The 26,270-nt window shown below is 55.7% G+C and carries 30 protein-coding genes; all 30 read left to right on the forward strand.

What is annotated here, in order from left to right; translation table 11 throughout:
* Positions 1–6 precede the first annotated feature (6 nt).
* The 30 genes from VL547_RS02935 to VL547_RS03080 are packed head-to-tail and all read left to right on the forward strand — an operon-like array spanning position 7 to position 26,119.
* Positions 7–1,053 (forward strand): hypothetical protein, encoded by a 1,047-nt coding sequence (locus VL547_RS02935; protein ID WP_325575011.1) that lies wholly within the window; start codon positions 7–9, stop codon positions 1,051–1,053.
* A 1-nt stretch (position 1,054) separates the two neighbouring features.
* Complete coding sequence (locus VL547_RS02940; protein WP_325575013.1) at positions 1,055–1,465, forward strand: FdtA/QdtA family cupin domain-containing protein; 411 nt, start codon at positions 1,055–1,057, stop codon at positions 1,463–1,465.
* Positions 1,458–1,877, forward strand: coding sequence for an FdtA/QdtA family cupin domain-containing protein (locus tag VL547_RS02945; protein WP_325575015.1), 420 nt, complete (start codon positions 1,458–1,460; stop codon positions 1,875–1,877). The genes VL547_RS02940 and VL547_RS02945 overlap by 8 nt, the downstream gene beginning before the upstream one ends.
* A 1-nt stretch (position 1,878) precedes the next feature.
* Complete coding sequence (locus VL547_RS02950; RefSeq protein ID WP_325575017.1) at positions 1,879–2,421, forward strand: acyltransferase; 543 nt, start codon at positions 1,879–1,881, stop codon at positions 2,419–2,421.
* Positions 2,418–3,515 (forward strand): DegT/DnrJ/EryC1/StrS family aminotransferase, encoded by a 1,098-nt coding sequence (locus VL547_RS02955; RefSeq protein WP_325575019.1) that lies wholly within the window; start codon positions 2,418–2,420, stop codon positions 3,513–3,515. The genes VL547_RS02950 and VL547_RS02955 overlap by 4 nt, the downstream gene beginning before the upstream one ends.
* Complete coding sequence (locus VL547_RS02960; protein ID WP_325575021.1) at positions 3,516–4,976, forward strand: lipopolysaccharide biosynthesis protein; 1,461 nt, start codon at positions 3,516–3,518, stop codon at positions 4,974–4,976.
* A complete protein-coding gene (locus VL547_RS02965; protein WP_325575023.1) occupies positions 4,963–5,478 on the forward strand; it encodes an acyltransferase in 516 nt (171 codons plus the stop codon). Before VL547_RS02960 ends, VL547_RS02965 begins: the two co-directional genes overlap by 14 nt.
* The gene (locus VL547_RS02970; protein ID WP_325575025.1) at positions 5,471–6,214 is read left to right on the forward strand and encodes an HpcH/HpaI aldolase family protein; all 744 of its coding nucleotides are present in this window, start codon (positions 5,471–5,473) and stop codon (positions 6,212–6,214) included. Before VL547_RS02965 ends, VL547_RS02970 begins: the two co-directional genes overlap by 8 nt.
* Position 6,215: 1 nt before the next feature.
* Complete coding sequence (gene kdsB / locus VL547_RS02975; RefSeq protein WP_325575027.1) at positions 6,216–6,992, forward strand: 3-deoxy-manno-octulosonate cytidylyltransferase; 777 nt, start codon at positions 6,216–6,218, stop codon at positions 6,990–6,992.
* A complete protein-coding gene (locus VL547_RS02980; protein ID WP_325575029.1) occupies positions 6,989–7,933 on the forward strand; it encodes a phosphoglycerate dehydrogenase in 945 nt (314 codons plus the stop codon). Before kdsB ends, VL547_RS02980 begins: the two co-directional genes overlap by 4 nt.
* Positions 7,926–8,960 (forward strand): Gfo/Idh/MocA family oxidoreductase, encoded by a 1,035-nt coding sequence (locus VL547_RS02985; protein WP_325575031.1) that lies wholly within the window; start codon positions 7,926–7,928, stop codon positions 8,958–8,960. Before VL547_RS02980 ends, VL547_RS02985 begins: the two co-directional genes overlap by 8 nt.
* Entirely contained in the window at positions 8,957–9,586 is a 630-nt protein-coding gene (locus tag VL547_RS02990; protein ID WP_325575033.1) for an SIS domain-containing protein, read from the forward strand. Before VL547_RS02985 ends, VL547_RS02990 begins: the two co-directional genes overlap by 4 nt.
* Entirely contained in the window at positions 9,583–10,323 is a 741-nt protein-coding gene (locus VL547_RS02995; protein ID WP_325575035.1) for an SDR family oxidoreductase, read from the forward strand. The genes VL547_RS02990 and VL547_RS02995 overlap by 4 nt, the downstream gene beginning before the upstream one ends.
* Entirely contained in the window at positions 10,301–11,386 is a 1,086-nt protein-coding gene (locus tag VL547_RS03000; RefSeq protein ID WP_325575037.1) for an AroB-related putative sugar phosphate phospholyase (cyclizing), read from the forward strand. Before VL547_RS02995 ends, VL547_RS03000 begins: the two co-directional genes overlap by 23 nt.
* The gene (locus VL547_RS03005; protein WP_325575039.1) at positions 11,383–12,378 is read left to right on the forward strand and encodes a methyltransferase domain-containing protein; all 996 of its coding nucleotides are present in this window, start codon (positions 11,383–11,385) and stop codon (positions 12,376–12,378) included. The genes VL547_RS03000 and VL547_RS03005 overlap by 4 nt, the downstream gene beginning before the upstream one ends.
* Positions 12,375–13,409 (forward strand): sulfotransferase, encoded by a 1,035-nt coding sequence (locus tag VL547_RS03010; protein ID WP_325575041.1) that lies wholly within the window; start codon positions 12,375–12,377, stop codon positions 13,407–13,409. Before VL547_RS03005 ends, VL547_RS03010 begins: the two co-directional genes overlap by 4 nt.
* A gap of 11 nt (positions 13,410–13,420) precedes the next feature.
* Positions 13,421–14,680, forward strand: coding sequence for a glycosyltransferase (locus VL547_RS03015; protein WP_325575043.1), 1,260 nt, complete (start codon positions 13,421–13,423; stop codon positions 14,678–14,680).
* A gap of 5 nt (positions 14,681–14,685) precedes the next feature.
* Entirely contained in the window at positions 14,686–15,804 is a 1,119-nt protein-coding gene (locus VL547_RS03020; protein WP_325575044.1) for a DegT/DnrJ/EryC1/StrS family aminotransferase, read from the forward strand.
* A gap of 1 nt (position 15,805) precedes the next feature.
* A complete protein-coding gene (gene rfbF / locus VL547_RS03025) occupies positions 15,806–16,585 on the forward strand; it encodes a glucose-1-phosphate cytidylyltransferase (RefSeq protein ID WP_325575046.1) in 780 nt (259 codons plus the stop codon).
* A gap of 22 nt (positions 16,586–16,607) precedes the next feature.
* Positions 16,608–17,708 carry a CDP-glucose 4,6-dehydratase gene (gene rfbG, locus VL547_RS03030; protein ID WP_325575048.1) on the forward strand — a complete coding sequence of 367 codons (1,101 nt, stop codon included), beginning with the start codon at positions 16,608–16,610 and terminating at the stop codon, positions 17,706–17,708.
* The gene (locus VL547_RS03035; RefSeq protein WP_325575050.1) at positions 17,693–18,178 is read left to right on the forward strand and encodes a dTDP-4-dehydrorhamnose 3,5-epimerase family protein; all 486 of its coding nucleotides are present in this window, start codon (positions 17,693–17,695) and stop codon (positions 18,176–18,178) included. The genes rfbG and VL547_RS03035 overlap by 16 nt, the downstream gene beginning before the upstream one ends.
* 5 nt (positions 18,179–18,183) lie before the next feature.
* Positions 18,184–19,065 (forward strand): glycosyltransferase family 2 protein, encoded by an 882-nt coding sequence (locus VL547_RS03040; protein WP_325575052.1) that lies wholly within the window; start codon positions 18,184–18,186, stop codon positions 19,063–19,065.
* A 30-nt stretch (positions 19,066–19,095) separates the two neighbouring features.
* Positions 19,096–20,352 (forward strand): O-antigen ligase family protein, encoded by a 1,257-nt coding sequence (locus VL547_RS03045; protein WP_325575054.1) that lies wholly within the window; start codon positions 19,096–19,098, stop codon positions 20,350–20,352.
* Complete coding sequence (locus VL547_RS03050; protein WP_325575056.1) at positions 20,336–21,376, forward strand: glycosyltransferase family 4 protein; 1,041 nt, start codon at positions 20,336–20,338, stop codon at positions 21,374–21,376. Before VL547_RS03045 ends, VL547_RS03050 begins: the two co-directional genes overlap by 17 nt.
* A gap of 3 nt (positions 21,377–21,379) precedes the next feature.
* Positions 21,380–21,592, forward strand: coding sequence for a hypothetical protein (locus VL547_RS03055; protein WP_325575058.1), 213 nt, complete (start codon positions 21,380–21,382; stop codon positions 21,590–21,592).
* Positions 21,593–21,604: 12 nt separating this feature from the next.
* On the forward strand, positions 21,605–22,555 hold the full coding sequence (locus VL547_RS03060) for a glycosyltransferase (RefSeq protein WP_325575060.1): 951 nt from the start codon (positions 21,605–21,607) through the stop codon (positions 22,553–22,555).
* Positions 22,527–23,453 (forward strand): NAD-dependent epimerase/dehydratase family protein, encoded by a 927-nt coding sequence (locus VL547_RS03065; RefSeq protein ID WP_325575062.1) that lies wholly within the window; start codon positions 22,527–22,529, stop codon positions 23,451–23,453. Before VL547_RS03060 ends, VL547_RS03065 begins: the two co-directional genes overlap by 29 nt.
* Positions 23,446–24,657 (forward strand): polysaccharide biosynthesis protein, encoded by a 1,212-nt coding sequence (locus VL547_RS03070; RefSeq protein ID WP_325575064.1) that lies wholly within the window; start codon positions 23,446–23,448, stop codon positions 24,655–24,657. The genes VL547_RS03065 and VL547_RS03070 overlap by 8 nt, the downstream gene beginning before the upstream one ends.
* Positions 24,658–24,668: 11 nt before the next feature.
* On the forward strand, positions 24,669–25,349 hold the full coding sequence (locus VL547_RS03075) for a sugar transferase (protein WP_325575066.1): 681 nt from the start codon (positions 24,669–24,671) through the stop codon (positions 25,347–25,349).
* A gap of 29 nt (positions 25,350–25,378) precedes the next feature.
* Positions 25,379–26,119 (forward strand): tyrosine-protein phosphatase, encoded by a 741-nt coding sequence (locus VL547_RS03080; protein ID WP_325575068.1) that lies wholly within the window; start codon positions 25,379–25,381, stop codon positions 26,117–26,119.
* Positions 26,120–26,270: the final 151 nt, after the last annotated feature.

Consider the following 26,270-nt stretch of genomic DNA (forward strand, 5'->3'; position numbering starts at 1 on the left):
CCACATATGACCGAGAACAGCAGCGAGATAACTTTGAAGGAAGTACTTCAGAAAGCCAGGGGGTTTTGGCGTTACCTGCTATCCCGGTGGGTGATCATCGTCGTGGCGGGGGTCATAGGGGCGGTCGCGGGATTCCTGTACGCCAACTTTTCCAAACCGCTCTATATGGCTCAAACCAGCTTCGTATTGTCCGCTGGATCGAAAGGCGCGGGAGGACTGGCTAGCCTGGCGGGTCAATTCGGCCTGGACATCGGGGGCGGCGATGATGATGCCTTCACCGGGGACAACATCCTGGAGCTGTTCAAGTCGGAGCTGATCATCAAGCGCGCTCTCTTTCGTCCCCTGCCCGACAGCGGCGGCGTGCTCATCAACCGGGTCATCGACAAGGCAGGTTTTCAAAAAAGCTGGTCCGGCAACGACTACCTCAAACGGTGGATTCCGTTCCCGGACAGCGCCTCGATGGTGTCGCCCGTCCAGGACAGCCTGGTTTCCGCCATACGCGATTTTTTGCTGAAGAAGTGGCTGGAGGTGGGGCGCCCGGATAAGAAATTAAGCTTTTACAAGGTCAGCACCCACTCCCCCGACCCGATCGTGTCCGACTACCTGACGCGTTATATCGTGGACGAAGCCTCCCAATTATACATCGAGACAAAGACCCGGTCGGCCCGCACCAACCTGGAGATGCTCCAGTACGAGGCGGACAGCCTGAGGGACCGTTTGAACAGCCGGATCTATTCGATGGCGGAGACGACGGACCAGACCTTCAACCTGAACCCGGCCCTGCAGACCCATAGGGTGTCGATACAACAGAACCAGGTCGCTGGCCAGGCGCTGGGCGCGGCCTACAGCGAGGTCATGAAAGACCTGGAAATTGCCAAGATCACCCTGCAAAAGGACAAGCCGTTGTTCCAGATCATCGACGAGCCCCACCTTCCGCTGGTAAAGGATAAGGCCAGCCGGTTGATCGGCCTGGTGCTGGGGGGGCTGATCGCGGGCTTCCTGGTGGTGCTGGTCCTGGTCATACGTAAGGCGTTTAAAAGAATAATGAGCTAGTATGCGCACCGAACCAAGGATCATCGAGCTCCCGAAAATCCTGGATGAACGGGGTAACCTGTCCTTCCTGGAAGAAGAACGGCATATCCCGTTCCCTATAAAACGCTCATACTGGATTTATGACGTGCCGGGTGGTGAGGTAAGGGGCGGACACAGCTATAAGACGAACGAGGAATTCATCGTCGCGCTATCGGGAAGCTTCGACGTGCTCCTGGACACGGGGCTGGAAAAAAAGACGTTCACCCTGAACCGTTCCTACTATGGGCTGTACGTGCCACCGGGCACCTGGAGGTCCATGGAGAATTTTTCCACCAATTCGCTGGCATTTGTGGTAGCGTCGACCGACTACGACGCATCGGACTACGAAAGGGACTACGATAGTTTCATCCAAAACCGTAAGGATCATGGATAAGCGGGTAACGACCTATGATTGTTCCATATTCGATCTCCCGCAGATCCGGAACCGTGCGGGCAATATCACACCCGTCCACAACCGGGTGGAAATACCCTTCAGCGTCCGCCGGGTTTTCTATCTATACGATATACCCGGGGGTGAATCCAGGGGCGCGCACGCCCACCGTGAGTGCCACCAGTTCCTCATCGCCGCCAGCGGCAGCTTCGAGGTGTACATGGATGACGGGAAGACCAAGCGGATCGTGCAATTGAACCGGCCTTACGTGGGATTGCACGTACCGCCCGGGATATGGGCGTCCGAGATCAACTTCTCGTCGGGCTCCATTTGCCTGGTCCTGGCTTCGCACAAGTACGATCCTGCCGACTACATCCGGGATTACGAGGAGTACCTAACGTATATAAAAAGATAAAATGATTCACCCGCTTTCAGAGGTATTGACGCAGAACATAGGGGAAGGTACGGCGGTATGGCAGTTTTCGGTAGTGCTGCCGGGCGCCGTGATCGGGTCCAACTGCAACGTCAATTGCCACTGTTTTATTGAGAACGACGTTGTCATCGGCAATAACGTTACGGTGAAATCCGGCGTGCAGCTGTGGGACGGGCTGAGGGTGGAGGACAATGTTTTTATCGGCCCTAACGTGACCTTTACCAACGACAGGGTTCCCCGGTCGAAGGTATACCTCGAAACGCATGCCCATACCACGTTGAAGGACCATGCGTCCATCGGGGCGAACGCCACCGTCCTCGTGGGTGTGACCATCGGGTCTTATGCCCTGATCGGCGCGGGCAGCGTGGTGACCAAGGATGTACCCGCTTACACGGTTTGGTATGGCAATCCCGCCAGGCATAGGGGGTATATAACCGGGGACTCGGTGCTGCTGGACATGAAGTTATTCGACAAAAAGAACAATATCCAGTATGTGCTGGATGGCGATAAACCCGTAAAGAAATGATCCCGTTCCTCGATCTTAAGGGAATCAATACCCGGTACCAGGATGAGTTGAAAGAGGCGTTCGACCGCGTCCTGGATTCCGGCTGGTACATTCTGGGCAAAGAGGTAAAGGACTTCGAGCAGGCGTTCGCGGAATACTGCGGCGTAGGGCACGCCATCGGCGTCGCCAATGGCCTCGACGCCCTTATCCTGATTATCAGGGCGTACAAGGAGCTCGGCGTGTTCGGGGACGGGGACGAGATCATCGTTCCCTCCAATACCTATATCGCCAGCATCCTGGCCGTGTCGGCAAACGACCTGACGCCGGTGCCCGTCGAGCCGGACATCCGCACCTATAACCTCGACCCCGCGTCGATCGAGGCTGCCATCACTCCGCGTACACGGGGTATCCTGCCGGTGCACCTGTACGGTCAGCTGTGCGACATGGAAGCCATCCGGGCGGTGGCGGCCAGGCACGGGCTGAAAGTGATCGAAGACTGCGCACAGTCGCACGGCGCGCTTGCGGCCGGCGTTCGCGCCGGGAACCTCGGCGACGCCGCCGGGTTTAGCTTTTATCCCGGCAAGAACCTGGGCGCCCTCGGCGACGCCGGCATGGTCACAACCAACGACGACCAGCTGGCCGGGGCGCTGCGCGCGCTGCTGAACTATGGCTCGCACGTCAAGTATCAAAACCTATATAAAGGCGTGAACAGCCGCCTGGACGAGCTACAGGCGGCCCTCCTGTCCGTAAAGCTGAAGACGCTGGACGAGGAGACCGCGATCCGGTGGGGGCTCGCCGACCGCTATTTGAATGAGATCCGGAACCCGAAGATCGTCCTGCCGGTAGTGGCCGACCGGGACGCGCACGTATGGCACCTGTTCGTGGTCCGGACGGACAACCGCGACAATCTGCAAAAATACCTGTTGGATAAGGGGATCCATACGGTGATCCACTACCCGATCCCGCCGCACAAGCAGCAGGCGTACAAGGAATGGAACGACCGGCATTATCCCATCAGCGAAAAGATCCATAGGGAGGTGCTGAGCCTGCCGCTGAACCTGACGCTGCGCCAGGAGGACATGGACTACATCATCCGGACGCTGAACGAATACTAAATGGAGCGGTCGATACAATTCAAGATAAAGGAGCTGGCCAGGCATGGAGCCGTTTTTGGGCTCACATCGTCCCTGCAGAACGTGCTCGGCTTTGTCTTGTTGCCCATACTCACCGCCTATTATACCACCAGCGACTTCGGCGTCTACAGCATCATCCTGCTGGCCAATGCCCTTGCCGGCGCCATCTTTTACCTGGGCGCCAGTTCGGCCCTTGGCCGTTTCTACTATGACGTGGACGATGCGACGTACCGCAAAAAAATCGTTTCGGCGGCCCTGTTCATAACGCTGCTGGGCGCGGCCCTCCTGGCGCTCCTGGCCTTCGCCCTGGGCCGGACGTTTTCGGTCTGGCTGTTCCATACCCCGGCGTATACGCTTCCCCTCGAGCTGATGCTGTGCTCCGCCGCGTTTACGTTCCTGCTCAATACGATGACCCTGGTACTACGCTATGAGAAGCGTTCGGGCCTCTTTATGATCGTCGTCCTGACCGGCGTACTGCTCAATTTCGCCATCACCTATATCCTGCTGACGCGTTACCGCTTCGGCATCCTGGCCCCGATCTATGGCGCATTCTGCAGCAACGGGCTTTGTTTTTTATTCCTTTTAACGATGTATCTGCGGAAGTTTACCCTGTTTCTGAACCGGGGACATGTGCGGCAGATCGTGGTTTTTGGCATACAATCGTCTCTTTCCGGCTTGCTGTTCTACCTGCTCGACTGGGTCGACAGGTTGATCATAAAAGGTCTGCTGCCCATGTCGGACGTGGGGATATACTCCCTGGGCTACCGTTTGGGTGCGGTCATGAACATCCTGCTCATCGTGCCCTTTAGCCTGATCTGGGCGCCCCTGCGGATGCAGTATGCTGGTAACCTAAACAACAACCGGTTCGTGGCCAAGGTAATATCCTATTTCTCGATCGTAGGTTTGTCGATCGTCCTGGTTGCCGTCCTTTTTGGAAAAGACCTGATGGACCTCTTTTTTAAAAACCCGGATTACGCGGCGGCGGCAAAGGTCTATCCCATCATTATGCTTTCGATGTGGGTATTTGGATTTCAGAATATCCTGGATTTCGGCATTTACATGCAAAAGAAGGTCTACTTCTTTGTGATTGTATCCGCTGTAGGTCTGGCCTTCAATATAGTTATGAACTACTGGTTGATCCCGCATTTTGGCTATATTGCCGCGGCCTACGTAACCCTCCTGACATATACGCTTACGACCCTGCTGATCCATGCGATCTCCTCCCGGTATCACCGGCTGAAGATCGAGTGGCGGAGAGTGCTGTGGCCGCTGTTGTACCTGATTGGCTGCTATTGGTTTGTCAATTTCCCGCCGGTCGCGCAAACGGGCCTTCTCCTGTGGAAGATACTGCTCCTGGTCGTAGCCCTGGGACTGTTTTTTATATTCTGGCTGGACACCCAGGAAGTCCGCCATTTGAAAAAGTTCGTCTATGGCAACAGCTAACTATTCCTTCATAGCGCGGACCATCATAAGGCTGACCCGGCCGTTCAGGCCATTGATCCGCCTTATCGCGGAGTCGGCGGATATCCGCTTGAACAACCCGTGGACGGCCATCGGGCAGCATCCCCTGGTTTTTGAGGACAGTAAGGAAAAGTACAGCCAGCAAATACCGAAATCCGTTTACTTCAATACCCGCTCCGGAAAGATCGTGGTGGGCGCGAATACGGTCTTCGGGGAAGACGTCATGGTGCTTACCGGCAAGCACAACGCCATATCGGAAGTCATATCGGAAAAGGACCTGCATGCGGTGCCCGACGACGGCAGGGAAGTTATCATAGGGCGGAATTGCTATATCGGCAGCGGCGCCATCATAATCGGCAAGGTGACCATAGGCGATTATGCGGTCATCGGGGCCGGGTCCGTGGTGACAAAGGACGTACCCCCGATGATGATGTATGCAGGTATCCCGGCTCAAAAAATAAAAGACCTGAAAAGAAATGACTAATACCAAGCTATCCCTCGGTTCCTGGATCACCCTGAACCACCCCTCGATCGCCGAGATCATGGCGGGAGCCGGTTTCGACTGGCTGTGCGTCGACATGGAGCACTCCGTAACGGACTACTTCGAAGCCCAGCAGCTCATCATGGCCATCCAGGCCAAGGGGTTGAAGGCTTTCGTACGCGTGGGGGAGAACAACGTCCGGATCATCAAACGGGTGCTGGACGCCGGCGCGGACGGGATCATCGTCCCCTCGGTCAATTCGGCCGCGGAGGCCCGCAAGGCGGTCAGCGCCGTACGGTATCCGCCGTTGGGCACGCGGGGCGTGGGGCTAGCGCGGGCGCAGGGGTACGGCTTCGGTTTCGAGGAATACCGCGATAACAAGGCCAAGCACATCACGCTGATCGCCCAGATCGAGCACGTCAACGCCGTGCGGGAGCTGGATGAGATACTGGCCACCGACGGTATCGACGGTACCTTTATCGGACCCTACGACCTGTCCGGGTCGATGGGCAAGCCCGGTCAATGGGAAGAGCCGGAGGTCGTGGAGGTGTTGAAGACCTACGAGACCACGGTCCGTAAATACGACAAGCTGGTCGGCTTCCACGTCGTCCCGGCCGACTATAACCTCGTCCTGGAGAAGCACCGCCAGGGGTACAATTTTATCGCATTCAGCTTTGACGCCTTCTTACTGGGTAAGATGACCCGGGACCAGGTGAAACAAATAAAAGACGGTTTATAACATGAAAATTATCGGCATCATACCTGCCCGGATGGCAGCGACGCGTTTTCCCAACAAGCCCATGGCACCCATACAAGGCATCCCGATGATCGGACACTGCTATATCAGGAGCAAAATGTGCGCGCTCATGGACGAGGTTTACGTGGCGACGTGCGACCAGGCGATCTATGACTATATCCACAGCATCGGCGGGAAAGCGGTGATGACCTCGGACGTGCACGAGCGGGCCACGGAGCGCACCGCCGAAGCGTTGCTGAACATCGAGGCGGGGCTGAAGGACGTGACCTATGATGTCGTGGTGATGATCCAGGGCGACGAGCCGCTGGTGGATCCCGACATGCTGCGCGAAGCCGCGGAGCCGCTGCTGGCCGGGGACCGGAAGGTGTCCAACCTGATGGCCTACCTGCCCACCCAGGAGGAACGGGAGTCGCCCAACAACGTCAAGGTCGTCACCGACATCCACGGGGACGCGTTGTATTTTTCACGGGAGCCGATCCCTTCCCGGCTGAAGTACAAAAAAGAGATCAAGGCATACCGCCAGCTGGGCCTGATCGCTTTCAGCCGCTGGGCGCTGCAGAAGTTCGTTGCACTGGAGACCACGCCCCTGGAGCAGATCGAGTCGGTGGACATGAACCGCTTCCTGGAGCACCGGATCCCGATCCACATGGAGGTGACGAAATACCTGGCGGATTCGGTGGACACGCCCGAGGACCTGGCACGGGTCGAAGAAAAAATGAAGAGCGACCCGTTGTTTCAATCGTATAAAAGCGCTAAATGAAGGTAAAGGTATCGACCATAGCGTTTTCCAAAAATCAGTACCTCGTGGGCAGCCTGCTGCGGGAATTCCCGGATGCGGTGGTGAACACGGCGGGGGTACGGATGAACGACGACGCCTTTGTGGATTATTTTTCGGAGGCGGACGCGGCGATCATCGGCCTCGAGCTGATCACGCCGGCCATCCTGGACAGGCTGCCCAACCTCCGCATGCTCGCCAAGTACGGCGTCGGGCTGGACAACGTAGACCTGGAAGCCTGCCGCCAAAGGGGCGTGACCGTGGGCTGGACGGGGGGCGTGAACAAGCGCTCCGTCGCCGAGATGGCGCTGGGTTTTATGCTGGCGCTCTCCCGTAACCTGTACGTCACCTCCAACCAGCTGAAGTCGGGGACCTGGAATAAGAATGGCGGCACCCAGCTGAGCGGCAAGACGGTCGGCATCATCGGGCTGGGATACATCGGGAAGGAGCTGGCCGGGCTGTTGCGTCCGTTCGGCTGTACCATCCTGGTGAACGACATCCTGGACGTATCCGCCTACGCGGAGGCGCACGGTCTGGAGTGCGTGTCCAGGGAGGATCTGGCGGAACGCGCGGACGTCATTTCGATCCACACGCCCCTGACGAAGGAAACCACGAACCTGTTCGACGCCGCGCTGCTGCGCAGGATGAAGCCCACGGCCTTCCTCATCAATACGGCCCGGGGTGGGATCGTCAACGAAGGCGACCTGAAGCGGGCGCTGCAGGAAGGCGTCATCGCCGGCGCCGCGCTGGACGTATACCATACAGAGCCCCCGGTTGACCAGGAATTGCTTAACTTGCCCAATCTGATTTGTACTCCGCATACCGGTGGGAATTCCTACGAAGCGGTTGTAGCGATGGGGGTTTCGGCGATCGAGCACCTGGTGGCGTACAGGGATAAGACAAACAACCGCAAGGAACATGAATAAACTGAAAGTAGGTATTGCAGGCTATGGCATCGTGGGTAAAAGGCGCCATCAGTACATCGACCAGCACCCGTCTTTGCAGGTAAGCGCCGTCTGCGACCAGACGTTTCCTCAGGGACATACCCTGCCCGGCCTTCAGTGCTTCCGGAGTTACAAGGAATTGTTGCAGTGCGACCTCGATGTGTTGTTCGTATGTCTGACCAACAACATCGCCGCCGAGGTCACGATGGCTGGCTTGAACAAAGGATTGCACGTCTTTTGCGAAAAGCCGCCCGGTATGGACGTCGAGGACATCAGGAATGTCATCGCGGTGGAGCAACAGCACCCGGAGCTAAAACTGAAATATGGGTTCAATCACCGCTACCACGATTCCGTCAGGGAGACCTTGCGCATCATAAAGTCCGGAGAGCTGGGAGAGATCATCAACCTGAGGGGCGTCTATGGAAAGAGCCGGGTAATCCCGTTTTCGGGTGGATGGCGCTCCAAACGGGAGCTGGCCGGCGGCGGTATCCTGTTGGACCAGGGGATACATATGGTAGATCTGATGCGGTTGTTCTGCGGGGAATTCCGGGAGGTAAAAAGCTTTATCTCCAATGATTTCTGGAAACACGACGTGGAAGACAACGCCTACGCTATCATGAAGGACGAGCGTGGCCGGGTGGCCATGCTGAATTCGACCGCGACCCAATGGCAGCATAAGTTCAACCTGGAGATTTCGCTGACGCAGGGCTATATCGAGCTGCACGGCATTTTGTCCGGGTCCAAGAGCTACGGCGAGGAAAAAATCGTCGTAGGCAGGAGGGATGAAGACTCGGACAACGGGCAAATGGAGAGCCGGACCATAAAATTCCTCCAGGACAACTCCTGGCGGGACGAGATCAACGAATTCGCCGACGCCATCGTGGCAGGAAAACCGATCGTCTCCGGGACGAGCAAGGACGCCCTGGAGACCATGGTGCTGGTGTATAAAATCTATTACAACGACCCCGTTTGGCGGGAGCGTTATAATATCAACAACCCTGAGATATGAATAACTTGGACAAGATCCATCAGAAGCATGGCCTGGAACCCGTCGCGTTCAGCAGGGGCTATGTCAATTACCTGATCGAGCTGTTGCAGCAGCTGGACCATGAAAAAATCGCGGAATGCATCCGGCACCTGGAAGAGGCCCGGCACAGCCACGGTACGATCTTCGTTATCGGCAACGGCGGCTCGGCTTCGACCGCGTCGCACGTAGGCAATGACTTCGGGCTGGCGGTACTGAAGAAGTCCAAAAAGGATGCCGACCGGTCTTACCGGGCACTGGCCCTGACCGACAACGTCTCGGTGCTTTCGGCGATCGGGAATGACAAAGCTTTCGAGCATATGTTCGTCGACCAGCTGAGGGTTCATTTCAGGCCCGGGGACAAGCTGATCGTGATTTCCGCCAGCGGCAACTCTCCCAACCTCGTGGTCGCTTCCGAATGGTTCAAGCAACAGGGTGGAACGGTCATCGGCTGGCTCGGTTTCGACGGGGGTAAATTAAAGGACATCGTGGACGTGCCCATCGTGGTCAGATCACCCAAGGGGGAATATGCCCCTGTCGAGGACATCCACCTGGTGATCAATCACATCATCGTTACCTGGATGCAGTATAACATCACGAACGAAGCATGACGCTGGATTTTAAAGGGAAGACGGTGCTCGTAACGGGAGCCACACGGGGCATAGGGCAACGGATCGCCGATGACCTCGGTCGGCTGGGCGCCCGCTTGATCCTGACCGGCACCAAGCCGGAGCAGATCGCGGAATTGAACGCCCGGGCCCCGGCCAGTACCCGGTATTATTGCGTCGACCTGCTCGACCGGGATAGCCTGGACACCTTCCTTCGGGAGCTGGACGCCTATGAGCGGATCGACGGCCTGGTGAACAACGCCGGGATCAACCGGCTAAACTCCGTGGGGGACATCCTCGAAGGGGACTGGGACGACATGCTGGAGGTCAACCTCACCGCACCGTTCCGCCTGTTGAAGCACGTATCCAGGCGTATGGTCGAGGGCCAGTATGGACGCGTCGTCCAGATTGCATCCATATTCAGCAAGGTTAGCAAAGAGCGGCGGGCTACCTATTCGGCCACCAAATTCGGGCTGCACGGCTTGACGGTGGGCGCCTCCAACGACCTGGCCCGGTATAATATACTGATCAATACCCTTTCCCCCGGATTCGTCATGACGGACCTGACCCGGAAAAACCTGTCGCCCGAGGAAATTTCCGCACTTTCAGCACAGGTTCCGGCAAAGCGTTTTGCGGAAACCGGGGATATATCCAGCGTGGCAGTGTTCCTGCTGAGCGACCTGAACCAATATCTAACGGGGCAAAATATATTCGTGGATGGAGGCTTTACCAATGTCTGACTTTGTCGTCAGCTCGAAGGTCAAAGGGGCCTATTCGGTGCACTTCATCGACGATCTGCAAACCCACATGCGGCAGCTGGCCGCGGGCGCCAAGGTGATTTTCATCGTCGATGAAAAGGTGGACAGGTTGTTTTCCGACGCGTTGGCTCCGGAAAATCCCTCCGTACGGCGTATCCTGATCGAGTGCAGCGAAGAGCACAAGACCATAGACTACTGCAAAGAGGTCATCCGCCGGCTGATTGCGGCGAACGTCCGGAAGGACGATTGCCTGGTTGCGGTCGGAGGGGGGATCACCCAGGATATCGTAGCCTTTATTTCCTCGATCCTGTTCAGGGGACAGGACTGGAAGTTCTATCCGACAACACTCCTTGCGCAATGCGACAGCTGCATCGGCAGTAAAAGCTCGATCAACTTCGACCATTTTAAAAACCTGCTTGGTACGTTCAACCCGCCTTCGGAGATATTCATATACCCGGGGTTCCTGGAAACCCTTTCGGAAAGCGAGATCCGGTCGGGTATAGGGGAGATGATGCACTATTTCCTTTCTGAAGGGATCGGGCTGGCGCAGGAAGTTTCGGACCGGTTCGAGCAGGTTTTGCACGACCGTTCCGCGCTGCCCTACCTGATCGAAAACAGCCTGCGGATCAAACGGGCCATCATACAGGTGGATGAGTTCGATACATCCATCCGCCATATATTCAATTATGGGCACACCTTCGGGCACGCCATCGAGGCGATCACCCATTATGCCATACCGCATGGGCAGGCCGTGACGATCGGCATGGACCTGGCCAATTATATATCGTTGCAGCGGGGGATGATCGATCGCACCCAATTCGACAGGATGCACGCCATCCTGGAAAAGAACACGCCCTCCTTTGCGTTTACGGAATCGAATATCGAATCCTATTTCCAGGCGTTGTCGAAGGATAAAAAGAACAAGGGGAACAAGCTGGGCTGTATCCTGACCTTTGGGCCGGGGAAGCTGGAAAAGGTTTTTATCGACATGGACGAATCACTGAGAAACACCATTCTTCAATATTCTGAAACGTACCATTCATGAAGGTAACTGAAGAGGAAATCAGGCCTGAAAAGGTATTTAACGAATACCTGGCCCTGGCTAACCAGGACGTTCTGGATTTCTTCGGGAATACGGAACGCAAAGAAATCGATTGTCCGGTCTGTGGCATCCGTGGTGTTGACTGGGCCAACAAGTCCGGCTTTAATTATCAGATATGCCACAAATGTCTGAGCATCTATGTAAGCCCCCGGCCCCCCAAAGAAGCGTTTGACGCCTACTACACGGACTCGCCGTCGACCCGGTACTGGGCGACCACGTTCTACAAGGTAACGGAGACCGCCCGTCGGGAGAAGCTGTGGAAACCCAAGGCACAGCTGATAAAGGACCGGATATTATCCCTGGACCAAAAGGACCCGATCGAATACATCATCGACATCGGCGGCGGGTACGGTGTGTTTGACGAAGAGATAACGGCCATCATGGATATCGCGCCCATCGTCATCGAGCCCTCCGTTCATTTGCAGGAGGTCTGCCGGGGCAAGGGGCTGAAGGTGATCGGGAAATTCATGGAGGACATCGAACCGGGGGAGCTTCCCTCCGGGCGGAAGTGCTTTGTGAGCTTTGAGCTGTTCGAGCACCTGTACGACCCTGCGCTATTCCTGAAAACGGTGCTGGATTGTATGAACGCGCGTGATATATTCATCTTTACCACCCTCAGCGGCATCGGCCTGGATATACAAGTGCTGGGAGAGCACGCAAAAGCCCTCTCTCCTCCCCATCACCTCAACTTCTTAAACCCCAAGTCCGTTTCGACCCTGCTTACTAAAATCGGGTTCGAGGTCCTGGATGCGTCCACGCCCGGGAAGCTGGACGTCGATATCCTTAAGAACAACAGACAGTACATAAAGGACGAATTCTGGAAGAACGTCATTGCCTATTCCAACGAGTCCGAGCTGGGTTCGATCCAGCAATTCATTGCAGGCTCCGGGTTGAGCTCCCACATGATGATCACCTGTAGAAAGCCCGCGATATGAAGCTTGTCGACGTCACCGGTTTTGGGCACTCCGGTAAATCCTCCGTCGTGGATTTCCTGAAGCAATATGACGCCGTGTTCGGCTTCCCCAACCAGGTGGAGTTTGAGTTGTTCCGTGTCCCCGGCGGCCTGTTGGATCTCTATTTCGCCATTTACGTTTCCTGGAACCCGATACGCGCAACTACCCGGATCAACGAGTTCCGGAAGCTGGTCAAACGCATCGGGACCATCCAGACGGGTTCGCGGCCCCTGACCTACTTTACCGCCTCCGGGCATGGCTATGAACAATATTTCAACGGCCGTTTTATAGAGTTGAGCCATCGGCTGATCGACAAAATGACGGAGCAGCAGATCTATACATTTTGGCCGTATGAGCTTTTAAGGATGCCGTACCTGACCCTTTTTTACAAGAAGCTAAAGTCGAAGTTTTTCAATTCACTCGTCAGCAGCACCGTTTATTTTTCCGACCGGGATCAATTTATCCGGGACGTCCGTTCCTATGTGGAGGCGCTCTTTGCCGAGGTGGAAACCAACGGGGCAACCCACTTCCTGTTGAGCAACGCTTTTGACGCCTACAACCCCGGTCCTTGCCTGGAAATGGCGGGGGACGCGTGCTCCATCATCGTGGATAGGGACCCGCGGGATATTTACGCCAGCCTGATCGCGCCCAGCGAAGGCTTTATCCCGGCCGTCGACCAAAAGAAAAATATGGAGCGGATAAAAAAGGACATGACGGGGTTCAACGACATACACCAGTTCATAGCAAGGAATAAGATCATCCGGGGGAATGTGAACGACCCGGGCAGCGACAGGATATTGAGGCTTCGGTACGAGGATTTTATTTTGGACCACGAGCGCCAGGCAGAAAGGGTGAAGTCCTTTATCGGGCTTCCTGCGGGCGCGACGATCACGAGGGCGGGTTTCGACGCCTCTAAATCCAGCAAAAACATCGGGCTGTGGAAAAAGTACCGGGATACGCCTGAGATAAAACTGATTGAAAGCGAGCTGCGGCAATATTGTTACCAAATTTAAATCATCACCCTTTGGTCGAATCCAGGTCAATTTGCTTTTGTTTTCCCTACCACGAAGAATCCGGGGTGCCCATCCTGTTTGCCCGGATGGCCAACGCCCTGGCCGCGAAGGAGAAGGACAGGCAAATCTATGTCATCGATTATGCGGATGGCGCGACGGCCCGGAACCTGCTGCCACTGGAAAATATACACCTGATCGTTTTCGAGGACGGCAAGACCGTAACTCCCCCCCGGGACGCCATATTGGTGATGCAGTCCTTCGTCCCGTATTACTGGCCCAAAGAATTGACCGTCGAACCGGAGACACGGCTCTTCTTCTGGAGTCTACACCCGGACAATTTCGTCCCTTCGCTCCTTCCGCTGCCCGGGTTGAGGTACCTGCCCGGTCGTTATTTCGGTTTGTATAAAGCGCTTTCGGTCCTCTACCCGGGGTTGCTCGGAAGGCTGCGGCAATTCGTCCGGCTGCTGAACGCGCATCACGCGCTGAGCTTTATGGACCAGACCAATGCGGATGCGACCGCCCGGCATCTGTTTCTGGATGTCGAGGTCGACAGCTTCCTTCCGGTCCCCGCGGAAAACCGGAATCCCGCTGCCCGGAAAGACGCCGGAAAAAGCCTGGACCAGGGTCTTTCGTTTTGCTGGGTAGGCCGGCTGGCCAACGAGAAGGCGAATATCCTGGCGTATACCCTGCATAAACTGTCCTCACTGGCCAGCGAGCTGAACCAGAAGATGGTCTACCATATCGTCGGCGGCGGTCCCTCCAGGGCATACCTCGAGGAAAATGCACCCGCGCACGCGCAATTCGAAGTAGTTTTCCATGGCGCAATCGACCACCGGGACCTGGACGCGTTCCTGCTAAAGGAGGTGGATATTATGACGGCTATGGGCACCTCCGCGCTGGAGGGGGCCAAATTAGGCATTCCGACGATATTGCTGGATTATTCGAGCCTCCCGGTAAAAAAGGATTATCGGTTTAGATTCTTATTCGATACCATTAATTACGACCTCGGGCATTTGATCACGGACCGGGACTTCTCCCCAGGCAATACGACGCTCAGGGACATGGTGCTGGCCATCAAAAAGGATTATTCCCTTTATTCCACGAAATCCCGGTCGTATTTCGATAACAGCCACGACCTGGCGCACGTGGTAGAATTGTTTGCCGGGCGGGTCGGCGCTTCGACGCTGACCTTTGGAGCGATCGAAAAAAAAATATTCAAAAAGCCTTCCCTGCTGGTTGTGTACAACAAGCTGAGGGGGTTGAAAACATAAGCGTGATGAGGCTATCAAAATCAGTGCTGGATCAGCGGGAAGCCGACGCGGTTTCTGCGGTATTGCTCAAGGACGGCTACCTGGGCATGGGGGCCGAGGTCGGCCGTTTTGAGCAGGACATCGCGGCTTATATCGGCGTCCCGGCCGCGCACGTCGTCTGCGTCAATTCGGGGACGGCGGCACTGCACCTGGCCGTTGCGGCGATACTGGTGCCGGGAGACGAAATCCTGGTGCCTTCCCTGACATTCCTGGCTTCCTACCAGGCCATATCGGCGACCGGGGCCATCCCGGTCCACTGTGAAATCAGGGCAGATACGCTGACCCTCGACCTAAAGGACGCCGCCGCGCGGATCACGGAAAGGACTAGGGCCATCATGCCGGTGCACTATGCGAGCAACCCCTATGCGCGGGAGGAGCTATATTCCTTTGCCCGGGAGCACGGTCTGCGGGTGATCGAGGACGCGGCGCATGCCTTTGGGTGTACGTACGACGGTCGTAAGATCGGGTCCGAGGGGGACATTGTCTGCTTTTCCTTTGACGGGATAAAGAATATCACCTCCGGCGAAGGAGGGGCGATCGTAACCTCGGATCAAAGCGTCCTGAACATCGTAAAGGACACCCGGCTGCTGGGCGTGGAAAAGGATTCCGAAAAGCGATATAGCGGCATGCGCAGCTGGGATTTCGACGTGACCCGGCAGGGGTACCGTTACCACATGAGCAACCTCTTTGCCGCCATAGGCCGCGTACAGCTGTCCAAGCTCGATACCCTGTTCGCGCCCAAAAGAAAAGCCCTTGCCCGGTTGTACCGGGACCTCCTGGAATCCCACCGGGGCGTCCGGCTGCAAACCCTGGAGGAAAGGGCCGACATCGTATCTCACATCCTGCCCATCCGGGTCCTGGAAGGAAAACGGGACGGTTTGCGGGCCTTCCTGGAGGAAAAGGGCATCCCGACGGGGATCCATTATAAGCCCAACCACCTGCTTACTTTTTACGGCGGGGGCGGTCAGCGCTTACCCGTAACCGAGGCGGTTTACGAGGAGATTCTATCTTTGCCCCTGCACCCCGAGCTGGAAGAGGGCGACATAAAGCATATTGTTGCATTAATAAACGAATATTTAGGCTGAAATGAAAACCATATTACTGGCCGGCGGCCTCGGAACACGGTTAAGCGAGGAAACGACCGTAAAACCAAAACCCATGGTGGAGATCGGTGGGATGCCGATACTCTGGCATATCATGCGCTGCTATGCCGGTTATGGGTACACCGATTTTTCCGTGGCGCTGGGGTACAAGGGGGAAGTCATCAAAGAATTCTTCCTGAACTATAAGCTGCACAAGAGCGATATGACCATCAGCCTCGCCTCGGGGGCGATCAGGTATGAAAACGATCAGTCGGAAGACTGGACGGTCGGCCTGCACGATACGGGCGCGGGAAGCATGACGGGGGGGAGGCTGCTGCGGCTCAAAAAATTGTTCAAACCCGGTGATACCTTTATGCTGACCTACGGGGACGGTGTTTCCGATGTGGACATCGACAAGCTGGTGGCCTTCCACAAGGCCCACGGGAAAATCGCCACCCTTACCGCGGTCCGGCCCCCGGCCCGTTTCGGGTCCATCGTCGCGGAGCCGGACGGCCGTATCCTGGAGTTCAAGGAGAAGCCCCAGATCGGGGAAGGCTGGATCAACGGCGGTTTTTTTGTCTTCAATTACGAGGTATTCGACTACCTGAAAGAGGGTGACCAGACCATCCTCGAAAAGGAGCCGCTGGAAGGGCTCACCCGGGACAACCAGCTCCGGGCCTTCGAGCACCAGGGATACTGGCAGTGTATGGATACCGTCCGCGACCGGGACAGCCTGAATGAAATTTGGAAGCAGGGGAACGCCCCCTGGCTGCCCAAACGATGATACAAACGTTTAAAAGAATCGTATGTTCAATAACGTATATGCCGGTAAAAAGGTGCTTGTCACCGGGCATACGGGGTTTAAAGGATCCTGGTTGACGGCATGGCTGTTGAAGATGGGCGCCCGGGTGGCCGGTTATTCCAACGGGATACCCACGAACCCTTCCCATTTTGAAGACCTGCAGCTCGCCTCCAGGATACAACACATCATCGGGGACGTCAGGGATTACGACGCACTGTCGGCCGCCTGTGACGATTTCCAGCCGGAGTTCATTTTCCACCTGGCGGCCCAGCCGCTCGTCCGGTACTCCTATGAGAACCCCAGGGAGACCTTCGAGGTCAACATGCTGGGGACCCTGAACGTGCTGGAATGGATCCGTAAGTCCGGCGCCTCGGTAAAGGTGGCCGTGATGATCACCAGTGACAAATGTTACGACAACGTCGAATGGCTTTACGGATACCGGGAAGACGACCGGCTGGGCGGGGAAGACCCGTACAGCGGGTCTAAAGGCGCCGCGGAGCTGATCGCCAAGTCCTATATCAAGTCTTTCTTTGGAAAGGCCGGCGGACCCCGGGTGGCGACCGTACGGGCGGGGAACGTCATTGGCGGCGGGGATTGGGCGCTGGACCGGATCGTACCGGACATCATCCGCTCCTGGCTGAAAGATAAAAAGGTCGAGATCCGGAACCCCCTGAGCACGAGGCCCTGGCAGCACGTGCTGGAGCCACTTAGCGGCTACCTTTGCCTGGGCGCCGAATTATATGTATCGGAGACCCACGCGGGCGAGCCGTTCAATTTCGGTCCCGACTCCAAGGTCAACAAGAACGTGGGGGAGCTGATCGGTGAAATGGAAAGGTCCTGGCCGGCCGCTCCCGGTTGGGTGAATACGGGGAATCCCGCCGATTTCCGGAAAGAATCCAACCTGCTGAAGCTGTGTTGCGACAAGGCCAATATCCTCCTGAAATGGTATCCCACGCTCGATTTTGAAGAGACTATCGTGTTCACTACGGAATGGTTCCGGCGCTATCATGCCCGCAAGGGGTCGATATACGACCTCACTATGGAGCAGATAGAGCACTATATACAAACCGCAAAAAACAAAGGCATCGCATGGGCGGAGCAATAAACAACCCCAGCCGGCCGATCGACGGAGTCGTCCATACACCGCTCAGACGGATCGTGGACGAACGGGGAATGGTCATGCACCACCTGAACCACCTATCTCCCACGTTCAAGGGGTTCGAGGAGTCGTACATCTCCAAAACCTACCCGGGAAAGCTGAAGGCATGGAAACTGCACCGGAAGATGACGCAGAACTTCTGCGTGCCCGTGGGCAGGATGCACTTCGTGCTCTTCGATGCGCGCGACGATTCACCTACGAAAGGGGAAATCAATGAATTCGTGCTGGATGACGCGGACCAGTATGCGCTGTTGTGCATTCCCCCGGGTATATGGTATGGTTTCGAATGCCTGGGTATCGAAACGGCGCTGATCGTCAACGTATCCAATGTTTATTACGACCCTACCGAGGCCCTGAAGCTGGACCCCTTTGACGCCTCCATCCCTTATTCGGGCTGGACGAACGAAAAACCTTAAAGCGCATGGATACACCGCTGGTAAGCGTCATCATGAACTGTTACAACAGCTCGGAATACCTGAAGGAAGCCATTGATTCGGTGGTCTCCCAGACCTACCAACACTGGGAGATCATCTTCTGGGACAACCAGTCGACGGATAAAAGCGCGGAGATTTTCAAGGGCTACGCGGATAACCGCTTCCGGTATTTCTATGCGGAACGACACACCCCGTTGAGCGAGGGCAGGAACCTCGCCATCGCCAGGGCTACCGGGGAATACCTGGCGTTCCTGGATTGCGACGACCTGTGGGCTCCGGAAAAGCTGGAGGCCCAGATGGCGTTCTTTACGAAAAACCCGGAGGTGGGGATCGTCTATACTCCGTTCGAAATTTTGCTGAATTCGGACAGCCAGGAGGTGGCCGGTTACAATGCCATGTTCCTGCGCCTGAGGTATGAGGGCCACGGGCCGGAAGACATATACCGGCGGCTGCTGTTCAAGAATTATATCATCTTCTCGTCGGTGGTCCTGCGGAAGAGCGTATTCGACAGGACGGACGGCTTCAGCGACGACTACCGTCAGAACGAGGACTATGAGATCCTCCTGAAATGCGCCCGCCTGTCGCTTGGCGCCTGTACCGCTGCGCACCTGGTCAGGTACCGGCTGCACGCCTCCAACAATACCCTGAAGAACGACGAGCGGAATTTCCTGGAGACCCGTTCGATCTATGCGGGGTTGCCCCGCGATAAATATGTTACGGAAGCCATCAGCCGGAACGAGGTCCGGTTTGGGTTATACCGGCTGATCTACCAGAAGCGGATAGACGGGCTGAAGCTGTTCTTCCAGCGGCATTCGCTCCGTATGTTGTACCAGATACTGCGGCAGCGGTATTTTGAAAAAGGAGGTTGACGGGTGACACTTTCGGGAACAAATAAAGCGGTGCTCAATTTTTTCTTCCTGGCCATGCTGATCGTGCCTGCGGCCTTTCAGCCGGAGAGGGGAGCGCTGCTGGCGGTCATCCTGGCGGGATCGTTGTTCTACCTGTCCCCCAATGCCCTCCGGTATGATAAAACACTTATTGGGCTTGGAATAATTAACATCGCAGCATCCGTTCTATTTATCCTCAACGGCCTGCTACTGGGAGCTCCCGGCGCGCTGAAAGTGGCGACGGTGTATGTGGTGTGGCCGGTTCTTTTTATGTATTTCATAGGATTCCACCACGGCAGGGAGCGGCTTACCTCCTTTATGTGGACGATACTTTTGGGCGGCATCGTCTCCTCCTTTCTGATCGGGCTGTTCATCGCCAACGAATTTTTCGGCCTGCCCGGGCCGATCGGGCTGATCGCGGAATCACAGGATTACCTCAGCGGCTTTTACGACGGATTTATACAGCTGCATACCAATAACCTGACGACGGTATTTTATGCCTTTACGTTCGCACTTACCATTCTATTTTTACCCAAGGAGCACAACCCTTTCGGGAGGGGGCGAAGCAAGCTGTTTGTCCGGATCACCGTTATCGTGACCCTGCTCGTGGTGATCATATCGGGCAGGCGTGCTTTCTGGATGGTGCTCCTCTTATGCCCGCTCATTATCCTGGTTTTGATGAGGGTTTGCCATATGAGGATAAAGATGAAATCGTTATTGCTGCCCATTTTCCTCGCTATAACCATTATTGTCGCCGCTTTTCAGGTGTTTTCCCTCAACCTGGAAACGCTGACGGATCGGTTGACCTCCAGCTTCGAGTTCAATGACCCTAACGCGGAATCGAACTACACCAGAAAAGAGCAGTCGGATGCGCTGATCGACGGGTGGAAAGCTCAACCGATCCTGGGCGCCGGACTAGGCGCAACCGCTTCCTCCGTCATTCGCAACCCTGAAGCGTCCTGGGAATACGAGCTCAGCTACTGGGCGCTCTTGTTCCATACGGGCATAGTGGGCATGCTCATTTACGTGTTTTCCGTGGTATGGATTTTTGTACGGTCCGTCCTGCTGATCAGGCGCGACCGCTCTACGGCCTACCTTTTGCTGCCTCAGCTGACGGGCTTGCTGTGCTTCCTCGTCATCTATGCGTCAAACCCCTATCTGGAGAAGTTTGACTACCTTTGGGTGCTTTTCTTGCCTATAACGACATTGAATGCTTTATTGGTAAACAGGGATAAAGTCTATGAAAATATTGGTGTTAACGCGTTATAGGTCCATCGGCGCCACCAGCCGGCTGCGATTCCTGCAATATCTCCCATTCCTCCGGGACCAGGGTTTTGAGTGTACCGTAGCGCCGCTCTTTACCGATGCCTATGTAAAGGCTTTGTACATATCCCGGCCGCCCGTCACGGACATTGTAAGATCGTACGCGGACAGGGTCAGGGCGCTGCTTCACGAGTCGTATGACCTGGTTTGGGCCGAAAAGGAATTGCTGCCCTGGCTGCCCTCCTGGTTGGAACTGGCATTGCTCAGGAGAAAAACACCGCTGGTGGTGGATTATGACGACGCGACGTTCCATCGGTATGATCAATACCCGATGACTCTGGTGCGTATGCTCCTGGGGAAGAAGATCGACCATGTCATGAAAAGGGCGGAGGTCGTCGTGGCCGGGAACGAATACCTGGCCGACAGGGCCCGGAAGGCCGGTGCGCGGCGGGTGGAAATATTACCTACGGTGGTGGATACCGACATGTATGGAGAAGGGAAGGCAGCGGGTACCGGTGTCGTTACCATTGGCTGGATAGGGTCGCCCTCCACCGCCAGGTACCTTTTTGAGATCGAGCCCGTCATCCGCGGTTTTTCCGGGCGAAAGGACGTGCGGTTTGTTTCCATTGGAGCGCATGACCACCAGGTAAAGGATCTAACCGTTGAAAACGAGCCCTGGTCGGAAGAAACGGAGATCGACAGGGTAAAGCAATTTGACATAGGGATCATGCCTGTGCTGGACCAGCTGTTTGAACGGGGAAAGTGCGGATACAAGCTGATCCAGTACATGGCTTGCGGTAAACCGGTGATCGCTTCACCCATAGGGGTCAACCGCCTCATCGTGAGACCGGGTGAGAACGGCTTCCTGGCCTCCGATAACGGGGAATGGACTGCCGCCCTGGATGCCCTTATCGCCGACCCGGAGCTGCGCATTCGGCTGGGCAGGAACGGCAGGTTGGATGTGGAGGAGCGGTATTCGCTAAAACAGGCGGCGCCCAGGTTGGCCGGCATCCTCAAATCCGTGCTCTGACCTATGAAATTGCTCATCGTCATAACGGATTTCGGGAGTTTCAACAACTTCCTGGCGGAGCTGGCCGCGGAAATCTCAAAGATCCCCGGGTTTGAATTGCATATCGTTTGTTCCAGGGTGAAGGTCATAGACGTAAGTAATAAAGGGCTTTCGGGCGGGGAAAATGTCCGTTTCCATTTTGTGGATATTCCCCGGGGCATTACGCTGGTAAATTAATGGCGCGCCGCGATGGGTATCCGGAAGGTGATAAAGAGCGTGAAGCCCGACCTCGTCCATACGCATTTCACCACGGGGGCATTCCCGGCGCTCCTGCTGAAAAAACGGGGGATACCCTATTGGGCCACCTTTCACGGGTTGGGGATGAATGCGAGCAGCGGCGTGAGGAAGGTCCTGTTCACCCTGGTGGAGGTTTTCTGTTTCCTGAGACTAAACCGGATATTCTTGGTCAATGAACAGGACCGCCGTCTGGCCTCCCGGTATTTTGGGCGCAAGTCCTTCAAATACGACTGTTTGGGATTTGGATGCGATATCCGTAAATTTCAACGGGAGAACGTTCCTGAATCAGTGAGGAATGAGCTTCGGGAAAAATATGGCATTCGACGGGAGCACTGCGTGATTGCTTTTACGGGACGTTTTGTGGACTTCAAAGGATTTCACCTGGTCGTAAAAGCGTTTCGCGTACTGAGTACATCCTATCCCGGTAAATACAAGCTGATCCTGATGGGCGGCCCGGACCCCACACATAGGACGGGGCTGGACGGCCCGGAGACCGAGTTCTTTCAAAACAGCCCGGATATTGTCCCCGTCGGCTTTACCGGGCACGTGGAGCACTACTTGTCCATTGCGGACATCTTCCTGTTCCCGAGCGTAAAGGAGGGGTTACCGACCTGTATCCTGGAAGCCCTGTCCATGGGTGTCCCGGTGATTTCCTTCGACGCGCGGGGGAACAGCGATGTGATAAACGACGGGCACAACGGAGTGCTTTTACAACCGGTGGCCAATACCCAGGAAAATGTAGACAGGATCGCCGCAGCGGTGGCCCGGTTGGAAGCGGATCCGGACAAACGGGAGGAGCTGAGCCGGAATGCCCTGGATGACCGGCCCCTTTATTCCCGGGACAGATTTGTAACAGAGCACTTAAACTATTATAATGACTTCCGGAGAGAACGGTCCGTTTAGACTGCTGGTCACCGGGTTGTCCGGGTTTGTGGGCCAGAATCTACTCACCCGGCTACCGGGGGACCGATTTAATATACAGGGCATATCCAGGGAGGCGCTGACCGCTCTGGAGTCCCTGGGGGACGTGGACGCCGTCATCCACCTGGCGGGGAAAGCGCACGATCTTGCGGGCAATGCGGGTGAAGACGAGTATTACCGGGTAAACAGCGACCTCACCCGTCGCGTATACGACGCTTTCCTCCGGTCCGGCGCCAGAACCTTTATTTTTATGAGCTCTGTAAAGGCCGCCTCGGACGATCCCGATGGTATCCTGACCGAGACGGTCATCCCCGCACCGGCAACTCCTTATGGCAGATCCAAGCTCAGGGCGGAAGCGTATATCCAAAGCGTGCCCCTGCCGGAAGGCAAATCCTATTATATACTTCGTCCGTGTATGATCCACGGGCCGGGAAACAAGGGAAACCTGAACCTGTTGTACAAATTTGTCAGGAAGGGAATCCCTTATCCCCTGTCGGCCTTTGACAACCGGAGGTCCTTCTTAAGCGTGGAAAACCTGTGTTTCGTTATCGGCGCTTTGGTGTCGGAAACGGGTATCCCCTCCGGCATATACAACGTCTCGGATGACGAACCGCTGTCTACGAACGAGATCGTGCGGACGATCTCCGCGTCCCTTGGGAAAAAGGCCAGGCTGCTTCCGGTGAGCAGGCAGCTGATTGGTTTTATGGCCCGCGTGGGGGACGGGCTGCACCTGCCGTTTACGACCAACCGTCTGAACAAGCTGGTTTCGGACTATGTCGTTTCCAACAGCAAGCTCAAAATGGCATTGAACGCCGAGCTCCCCTTGTCCTCACGGGAAGGCTTACTCATCACTCTTAAATCATTTCAGGGAAATGGCTGATTTTTTTCAACTCGACTCCTTTATCGCCGAGCACGTGATAAAGCGTCCCGAAAGCCTGTTTACCGGCGATCTCCAGGCGTTCGGGCAGCGGCTATACGAAAACATCCATGGGAAATCGATGCTCGTCATCGGTGGCGCCGGGACCATCGGCAGCAGCTTTATCAAAGCAGCGCTTCCGTATGGCCCGGGTAAACTGGTCGTCGTCGACATAAATGAGAACGGGCTCACCGAGCTGGTAAGGGATTGCCGCAGCGCCGTTGGTCTGACGCTGCCCGCGGATTTCAAATCCTATCCCGTCAATTTCTCCGATAAGGTGTTCAAAAAATTGTTCCTGGCAGAGGGCCCATTTGATATCGTCGCCAACTTTGCCGCGCACAAGCACGTAAGGAGCGAAAAGGATGCCTTTTCCATCGAAGCGATGGTGGAGAACAATGTGCTGCGCGCCAAGGAATTCCTCGATCTGCTGCTGGAATATCCACCGGCGCATTTTTTCTGCGTATCCACCGATAAAGCCGCCAATCCCGTCAATATCATGGGGGCGAGCAAAAAGCTCATGGAGGAGGTTATCATGGCTTATTCCACCAGGCTTAAGATAACAACCGCGCGTTTTGCCAATGTGGCTTTTTCGAATGGGAGCCTTTTGGCGGGATTCTTTGAACGGATGCTCAAAAAACAACCCCTGTCCTGTCCTTCGGACGTACGGCGGTTCTTCGTCTCTCCGGCGGAATCCGGACAGATTTGCCTCATGGCTTGTGTCCTTGGGGATGCCGGGGATATCTTCTTCCCTAGGCTCGACATGGATAACGACCTAACCTCCTTTGCGTCGATCGTCGAACCTTTTCTCCGCCAGTTCGGGTATGGCATGGAGGTATGTGGGAGTGAGCAGGAGGCCCGGCAAAAGGCCGCCGGTTTGAGGGGCGAAAATTATCCCGTTTATTTTTTCAAGAGCGAGACTTCCGGGGAGAAGCTATATGAAGAATTTTATACGGATGAAGAAGCGCCCGTAATGGACCGTTTCAAGTCACTCGGGGTGATAAAGGTGAATAATCGGAAGACCATTGCGGAAGTGGAGGCGGTCGTGGACGAGATAAAAGCCCTTTTCGATACGGGCGTAGCCAAAGAGGACATCGTAGTGTTGCTCAGGAAGCTGCTCCCCGGGTTCCATCATATCGAGACCGGGTTAAATCTTGATCAAAAAATGTAATGCCTTCGCTTATGTATCTTTTTATCAAACGCGCGTTCGACTTTCTTTTCTCGCTTATCCTGTGTCTTATATTGCTCCCGTTCATGCTGCCCATCATCATCATCCTGAAGTGCACCGGGGAAGGGTATGTATTTTACCTGCAAAAAAGGATCGGGCTGAACAACCGGTATTTTAACATCATCAAATTCGCGACGATGTTGAAGAACAGCCCTAACATGGGCACGGGGTCCATTACGCTGAGGAACGACCCCCGGTTGCTGCCGCTCGGGAAGTTCCTGCGGAAGACCAAGATCAACGAGATACCCCAGATATTGAATGTGCTCAAGGGCGACATGAGCCTGGTGGGGCCGAGGCCGCTGGTGGATCGTACCTTTAACGCGTATCCGGAAGCGATCAGGAATAAGGTCTATGTAAGCAAACCCGGGATAACGGGGATCGGGTCGATCGTCTTCAGGGACGAAGAGAAGATGATTTCCGAGTCGGGCCGGCCTCCGCATGAATATTATGAGGACGTGATCGCGCCTTACAAAGGCGCGTTGGAGATGTGGTATAACGAGCATAAATCCCTGTATGTGGACTTTATGATACTATTCATAACGGGCTGGGTTATCCTGTTCCCGGAGAGCGATATCGTCCATAAGGCGTTCAAGGGGCTTCCCGACCGGGCACTTTTGAGCCGCCCGGTCGCGTGATAGTCGGTATATTGCGTAATATTATAACTATGCTGGGATTATTCAGAACCAAGAGAACGTCGTCCCGTCTGCCTTTTGTCACGGATATGCACGCGCACTTTCTTCCGGGCGTAGATGATGGCGCGGCGGACGTCGACGATTCCCTTGAGCTGATCCGGTCGATGCGGGAGCTCGGGTATGAGCGCCTGGTCACGACCCCCCACATCTACGCGGAATTGTATCCTAACTCCCGGGAAACCCTCCAGCCCGCTTATGAAACGCTGATGACAGCCTTACGCGCGTCCGGGATGGACATCTCCCTGCGGTACGCGGCCGAATATTTCCTGGACGAGCACGTCGGCAACCTGCTGGCGGCAAAGGAACCGCTGTTGACCATCCACGAGAGCTGGGTGCTGGTCGAAACGTCTTTTGTTCAGGCGCCGCTTGACCTCGACAATCGCTTGTTCAACCTACAGGTCGCAGGGTATAAGGCGATCATGGCGCATCCTGAACGGTATGCCTACTGGCATCTCCAGCGTGACGCCTATCACCACCTGCGCGAAAAAGGCGTGTTGCTCCAGGTGAATCTTTTATCACTTACCGGGTACTACGGAAGAGGGGTCGCCGAGACCGCCCGTTACCTCGTCAAGGAGGGGTTGGTTGATCTCGTGGGTACGGATTGTCATCATGAGAGACATATCGCAGCGCTTCGAAAGGGCGCCGGCGATATTGTGAGGATCCTCGACCCCCTCATCCGTAAAGACAAGCTCCTCAACAACCGGATTTTTTAGTATTTTCCCGCATGCAGCAAGTCGTTCTGGTGGATGAATCCGATCGCGAGATCGGTGTGATGGAGAAAATGGAGGCCCATGAGAAAGCCCTCCTTCATCGGGCTTTCAGCGTGTTTATATTCGACACCGCCGGCCGGATGCTGTTGCAAAG

The sequence above is a fragment of the Dinghuibacter sp. genome (assembly GCF_035492835.1).
Taxonomy (GTDB): Bacteria; Bacteroidota; Bacteroidia; order Chitinophagales; family Chitinophagaceae; genus Dinghuibacter.

What these genes read in the sequence shown, in the direction of transcription:
- VL547_RS02955 (WP_325575019.1), top strand. Translation starts at nt 2,418, where the DNA reads ATGATCCCGTTCCTCGATCTTAAGGGAATCAATACCCGGTACCAGGAT.
- VL547_RS03000 (WP_325575037.1), top strand. Translation starts at nt 10,301, where the DNA reads ATGGAGGCTTTACCAATGTCTGACTTTGTCGTCAGCTCGAAGGTCAAA.
- VL547_RS02940 (WP_325575013.1), top strand. Translation starts at nt 1,055, where the DNA reads ATGCGCACCGAACCAAGGATCATCGAGCTCCCGAAAATCCTGGATGAA.
- VL547_RS03010 (WP_325575041.1), top strand. Translation starts at nt 12,375, where the DNA reads ATGAAGCTTGTCGACGTCACCGGTTTTGGGCACTCCGGTAAATCCTCC.
- VL547_RS02990 (WP_325575033.1), top strand. Translation starts at nt 8,957, where the DNA reads ATGAATAACTTGGACAAGATCCATCAGAAGCATGGCCTGGAACCCGTC.
- VL547_RS02950 (WP_325575017.1), top strand. Translation starts at nt 1,879, where the DNA reads ATGATTCACCCGCTTTCAGAGGTATTGACGCAGAACATAGGGGAAGGT.
- VL547_RS02995 (WP_325575035.1), top strand. Translation starts at nt 9,583, where the DNA reads ATGACGCTGGATTTTAAAGGGAAGACGGTGCTCGTAACGGGAGCCACA.
- VL547_RS02960 (WP_325575021.1), top strand. Translation starts at nt 3,516, where the DNA reads ATGGAGCGGTCGATACAATTCAAGATAAAGGAGCTGGCCAGGCATGGA.
- VL547_RS02985 (WP_325575031.1), top strand. Translation starts at nt 7,926, where the DNA reads ATGAATAAACTGAAAGTAGGTATTGCAGGCTATGGCATCGTGGGTAAA.
- VL547_RS03005 (WP_325575039.1), top strand. Translation starts at nt 11,383, where the DNA reads ATGAAGGTAACTGAAGAGGAAATCAGGCCTGAAAAGGTATTTAACGAA.
- VL547_RS03075 (WP_325575066.1), top strand. Translation starts at nt 24,669, where the DNA reads ATGTATCTTTTTATCAAACGCGCGTTCGACTTTCTTTTCTCGCTTATC.
- VL547_RS03035 (WP_325575050.1), top strand. Translation starts at nt 17,693, where the DNA reads ATGGGCGGAGCAATAAACAACCCCAGCCGGCCGATCGACGGAGTCGTC.
- VL547_RS03040 (WP_325575052.1), top strand. Translation starts at nt 18,184, where the DNA reads ATGGATACACCGCTGGTAAGCGTCATCATGAACTGTTACAACAGCTCG.
- rfbF (WP_325575046.1), top strand. Translation starts at nt 15,806, where the DNA reads ATGAAAACCATATTACTGGCCGGCGGCCTCGGAACACGGTTAAGCGAG.
- VL547_RS03060 (WP_325575060.1), top strand. Translation starts at nt 21,605, where the DNA reads ATGGGTATCCGGAAGGTGATAAAGAGCGTGAAGCCCGACCTCGTCCAT.
- VL547_RS02970 (WP_325575025.1), top strand. Translation starts at nt 5,471, where the DNA reads ATGACTAATACCAAGCTATCCCTCGGTTCCTGGATCACCCTGAACCAC.
- kdsB (WP_325575027.1), top strand. Translation starts at nt 6,216, where the DNA reads ATGAAAATTATCGGCATCATACCTGCCCGGATGGCAGCGACGCGTTTT.
- VL547_RS02965 (WP_325575023.1), top strand. Translation starts at nt 4,963, where the DNA reads ATGGCAACAGCTAACTATTCCTTCATAGCGCGGACCATCATAAGGCTG.
- VL547_RS02935 (WP_325575011.1), top strand. Translation starts at nt 7, where the DNA reads ATGACCGAGAACAGCAGCGAGATAACTTTGAAGGAAGTACTTCAGAAA.
- VL547_RS03080 (WP_325575068.1), top strand. Translation starts at nt 25,379, where the DNA reads ATGCTGGGATTATTCAGAACCAAGAGAACGTCGTCCCGTCTGCCTTTT.
- VL547_RS03020 (WP_325575044.1), top strand. Translation starts at nt 14,686, where the DNA reads ATGAGGCTATCAAAATCAGTGCTGGATCAGCGGGAAGCCGACGCGGTT.
- VL547_RS02980 (WP_325575029.1), top strand. Translation starts at nt 6,989, where the DNA reads ATGAAGGTAAAGGTATCGACCATAGCGTTTTCCAAAAATCAGTACCTC.
- VL547_RS02945 (WP_325575015.1), top strand. Translation starts at nt 1,458, where the DNA reads ATGGATAAGCGGGTAACGACCTATGATTGTTCCATATTCGATCTCCCG.
- VL547_RS03070 (WP_325575064.1), top strand. Translation starts at nt 23,446, where the DNA reads ATGGCTGATTTTTTTCAACTCGACTCCTTTATCGCCGAGCACGTGATA.
- rfbG (WP_325575048.1), top strand. Translation starts at nt 16,608, where the DNA reads ATGTTCAATAACGTATATGCCGGTAAAAAGGTGCTTGTCACCGGGCAT.
- VL547_RS03065 (WP_325575062.1), top strand. Translation starts at nt 22,527, where the DNA reads ATGACTTCCGGAGAGAACGGTCCGTTTAGACTGCTGGTCACCGGGTTG.
- VL547_RS03055 (WP_325575058.1), top strand. Translation starts at nt 21,380, where the DNA reads ATGAAATTGCTCATCGTCATAACGGATTTCGGGAGTTTCAACAACTTC.